This window comes from Actinosynnema sp. NPDC059797 (genome assembly GCF_042732085.1).
GTDB lineage: Bacteria > Actinomycetota > Actinomycetes > Mycobacteriales > Pseudonocardiaceae > Actinosynnema.
Window position 1 is genome coordinate 7,217 of record NZ_JBHWIE010000244.1, and the last position, 3,531, is coordinate 10,747.

At 72.4% G+C, this 3,531-nt stretch carries 4 protein-coding genes; all 4 read right to left on the minus strand.

Translation table 11 applies throughout. The annotated features are described in order from the left end of the window. Nucleotides 1-289: 289 nt before the first annotated feature. A complete protein-coding gene (locus ACFV4N_RS32690) occupies nucleotides 290-1,171 on the minus strand; it encodes an ABC transporter ATP-binding protein (RefSeq protein WP_499676504.1) in 882 nt (293 codons plus the stop codon). Continuing rightward, the gene (locus ACFV4N_RS32695; RefSeq protein ID WP_499676505.1) at nucleotides 1,168-1,971 is read right to left on the minus strand and encodes an ABC transporter permease; all 804 of its coding nucleotides are present in this window, start codon (nucleotides 1,969-1,971) and stop codon (nucleotides 1,168-1,170) included. The genes ACFV4N_RS32690 and ACFV4N_RS32695 overlap by 4 nt, the downstream gene beginning before the upstream one ends. Next, nucleotides 1,968-2,738, minus strand: coding sequence for an ABC transporter permease (locus tag ACFV4N_RS32700; protein WP_499676507.1), 771 nt, complete (start codon nucleotides 2,736-2,738; stop codon nucleotides 1,968-1,970). Before ACFV4N_RS32700 ends, ACFV4N_RS32695 begins: the two co-directional genes overlap by 4 nt. A 169-nt stretch (nucleotides 2,739-2,907) precedes the next feature. Continuing rightward, nucleotides 2,908-3,531 (minus strand): WD40 repeat domain-containing protein (locus tag ACFV4N_RS32705; protein WP_499676506.1); only part of this gene is annotated, 624 nt, incomplete at its 5' end.

Consider the following 3,531-nt stretch of genomic DNA (forward strand, 5'->3'; position numbering starts at 1 on the left):
CGGGCCGGACCGGCGCGGGCGGCCCATTCGCCCACGGGGGTGGAGAAACCGCCCCGGACGCGCCGCCGCCGCCCGCCCCGCGCGCGGGAAACGATGTCGAATCGTTGCCAACGACGTTCGTCGAAACCGTGGCGCGCCAAGGACTTCCGCGCCACCCGACCAGGCGCGACGCGGCGGAACGCCCACCCGGCCCCGGACACGGCGACGGGCGACCCCCGGCGCGGCCCTGAGAGGCCCCGTGCGCCGCGGATCGCCCGTCGGACGACTCCCTACCTCATGCGAGGGGTTTTCACGTCGTGGCGCGCTCCTCCGCCTCGACGCGCGAGGCCTCGGCGCGCTCGGCCTCGGCCCACTTCGCCGCCTGCGCCTCGTTGGCCCGGCGGCGCGCCGCGACCTGCTCGGCGGTCTTGCCGACGTTCAGCAGCCGCGCGACCTCCGCCCGCAGCGCCACGAACTCCTCGGACTCGCGCGTGCTGATCTGGTCGCGCTGCGCGGGCAGGTCCACCTTGAGGTCCGCCACCACCGACGCGGGCGAGGTGGACAGCACCAGCACGCGGTCGCCCAGGTAGACGCTCTCGTCGATGTCGTGCGTCACCACCAGCACCGTGGTGTCGTGCTCGGTGCGGACCTTCAGCAGCAGGTCCTCCAGCTCGAACCGGGTCTGCGCGTCCACCGACGCGAACGGCTCGTCCATCAGCAGCAGCGCCGGCCGGTAGGCCAGGGCGCGGGCGATGGCGACGCGCTGCTGCATCCCGCCCGAGAGCTGCCACGGGTACTTGCGGTGCGCTTTGGACAGTCCGACCCACTCCAGCGCCTCGACCGCGCGGGCCCGGCGCTCGGCGCGGCCCAGGCCGCGGCGCAGCGGGAACTCGACGTTCTTCAGCACCGACAGCCAGGGGAACAGCGAGCGGCTGTAGTCCTGGAACACCACGGCCAGGTCGTCGGGCACGCCCTTGACCCGGTCGCCGTGCAGGCTGACCTCGCCGCGGGTCGGGCGGATCAGCCCGGAGATGGTGCGCAGCAGCGTGGACTTGCCGCAGCCGGACGGGCCGACGACGCAGACCAGCTCGCCCGCGCCGACGGTGAACGACAGGTCGGCGATCGCGGTGTGCGCGCCGTCCTTGGCCTGGTAGGTGTGGCTGAGATCGGCCACTTCGAGCATCGCGGTCACGCTTTTTCCTCCACCGTCGCGGGGGTGCGCTCCTGCCGCGGCTGCCAGGCGAGGGCCCGGTGCTCGAAGGCCAGGAGCACGGTGTTGAAGGCGTAGCCCAGGATCCCCAGGAGGATGATCCCGGCCCACATGTCGGGGAATTCGAAGGACCGTTGCGCCAGCAGGAGTTGCGACCCGATCCCGTTGTCGGTGCCGACCAGCTCGGACACGACCATGAGCACCAGGGCGAGCGACAGGGAGACCCGCAACCCGGCGAAGATCTTCGGCGACGCGGCGGGCAGGACCACGCCGAGGACCCACTGGTGCCGGGGGATGCGGAACACGGCCGAGGTCTCGAACTTCGTGGCGTCGACGGAGCGGGCGCCGTCGACGCTGTTGAGCAGGATCGGCCACAGCACGCCGAAGACGATCGTGGCGACCTGCATCTGGGTGCCGCCGCTGAACAGGAGCAGGAACACCGGCACCAGGGTGGGTGGCGGGATCGAGCGCATGAACGTCAGCAGGGGACCCGCGAACTGCATGGCCGCCGCGGAGCGGCCGAGGGCGATGCCGAGGGCGACGCCGATCACGGAGGCGATGGCCCAGCCGCCGAGCAGCCTGCCGATGCTCGGCAGCACGTGCTCGAAGACCGCGTCGCCGAGGAACAGGTGCTCGGGCGGACCGTCCAACCACAGCTCCTGGGCGGCGACCGCGATCTCCGTGGGGCGCGGGAAGAACGTGTCGTCGGCGAGCCAGGTGAGCAGTTCCCAGACCACGACGAGGCCCGCGAACACCGCCCACCGCTGGAGGAAGCGGTTCACGACCGCCCTCCCGTGACCGCGCTCCACCCGACCCAGCGGCGCTGGGCGCGCTCCAGGCCCTCGTTGAGCAGGAAGCCGATCACGCCCGCGACCACGGTCCCGGCGAGGACCAGGTCCATGCGGCCCGAGCCGCTGCGGGCGTCCATGATGAAGTGCCCGATGCCGCCGCCCGAGCCGCCCGCGAGCAGCTCCACGCTGACCAGCACCACCAGGCTCGTGGTCGCGGCGAGGCGGATGCCCGTGAACACGAACGGCAACGCGCTGGGCAGCGCGACGGAGAACAGCACGCGCAGCCGGCCGGTGCCGAACGCGCGGGCCGTCTCGACGAGCAGCGGGTCCAGCTCGTCGAGCGCGTAGATCGTGTTGAACAGGAGCGGCCACGTCGCCGCGTACACGGCGAGCGAGATCTTCATCTCCGGCCCGATGCCGATCATCACGATGGCGAGGGGGATCAGCGCCACCGACGGGATCGGGCGCAGGAACTCGACCACCGCCCGCGTGGCGTGGCGGATCGACGGCACGCTGCCCAGCACCAGTCCGAGCGGGACGGCGATCCCGATCGAGATCCCCACCGCGATGAGGAGCGCGAGCACCGTCGCGACCACGTCCCGCAGGAACGCCTCATCACCCAACAACTTCAGCAGCTCCACCGCTACGACGGACGGCGGTGGAAGGTAATCCGAGGGGACCAGCCGCGATCGGCCGAACAGCTCCCAGACGACGAGGAACCCGGCCACACCGAGCAGTCCTCGGGTGAGCGCACGCACGCGCAACGCCTCTTCCCAGTTGATCAACCCCAGCCAACCCGGCTCAATCTAGAGAGAGAAGGGCGCCACCACAATGAGTGGCGGGAAAACTCCACGATGTGATCTTGCGATCCACCCTCGGTTTTCCGTTGGCCGAAAGCCGGCCACTGAGGACCGTCGCGTTCGCGGTTCACGCACCGCACGGCGGGTCGTACGGCATGTCCCCGAGGTACCGGGCCCACTGCTCCGCCGTGATCCGCGGGTGGGCGACGGCGCAGACGCGTGCCTCCACGGGCGCGAGGTCCGTCTCCCAGAACCGCACCGCCGAATCGCCCGCGCTGATCAACCCCCGCCCGCCCGGCGCGAACACCACCGAGCCGACGCCGGACCCGTGCGCCGCGAACGACGCCACCTCCCGCGCCGGCCCCGACCCGCCGAGGTCGAACACCCGCAGCACCCCGTCCGCGCCGGCCACCGCCGCCAGCCCGTCGCGCACCGCGACCGCCCGGACCGCCGACCCGAGCGGTTCCCGCGGCGGCGCCACCTCCACGTGCTGACGGAGGCGGGCGTCCCACTCCCGCACGGGCCGCCGCCACAGCGCCGCCTGCCCGTTCTGCTCCGCGGTCACCAGCTCGCCGCCCACCGCCACGGCCAGCGACTCGACCTGCGCCGAGGTGGGGCTCGGCCGGTGGCGGCGCACCAGGTCGCCCGAACCGACCGGCCCCCACTCCTCGGTCCACCCGTTGAGCCTGATCACCACCAGCCGCTCGCCGGTCTCGTCGAACGCCACCGCGTTGACCGGGCTGCTCCTTGC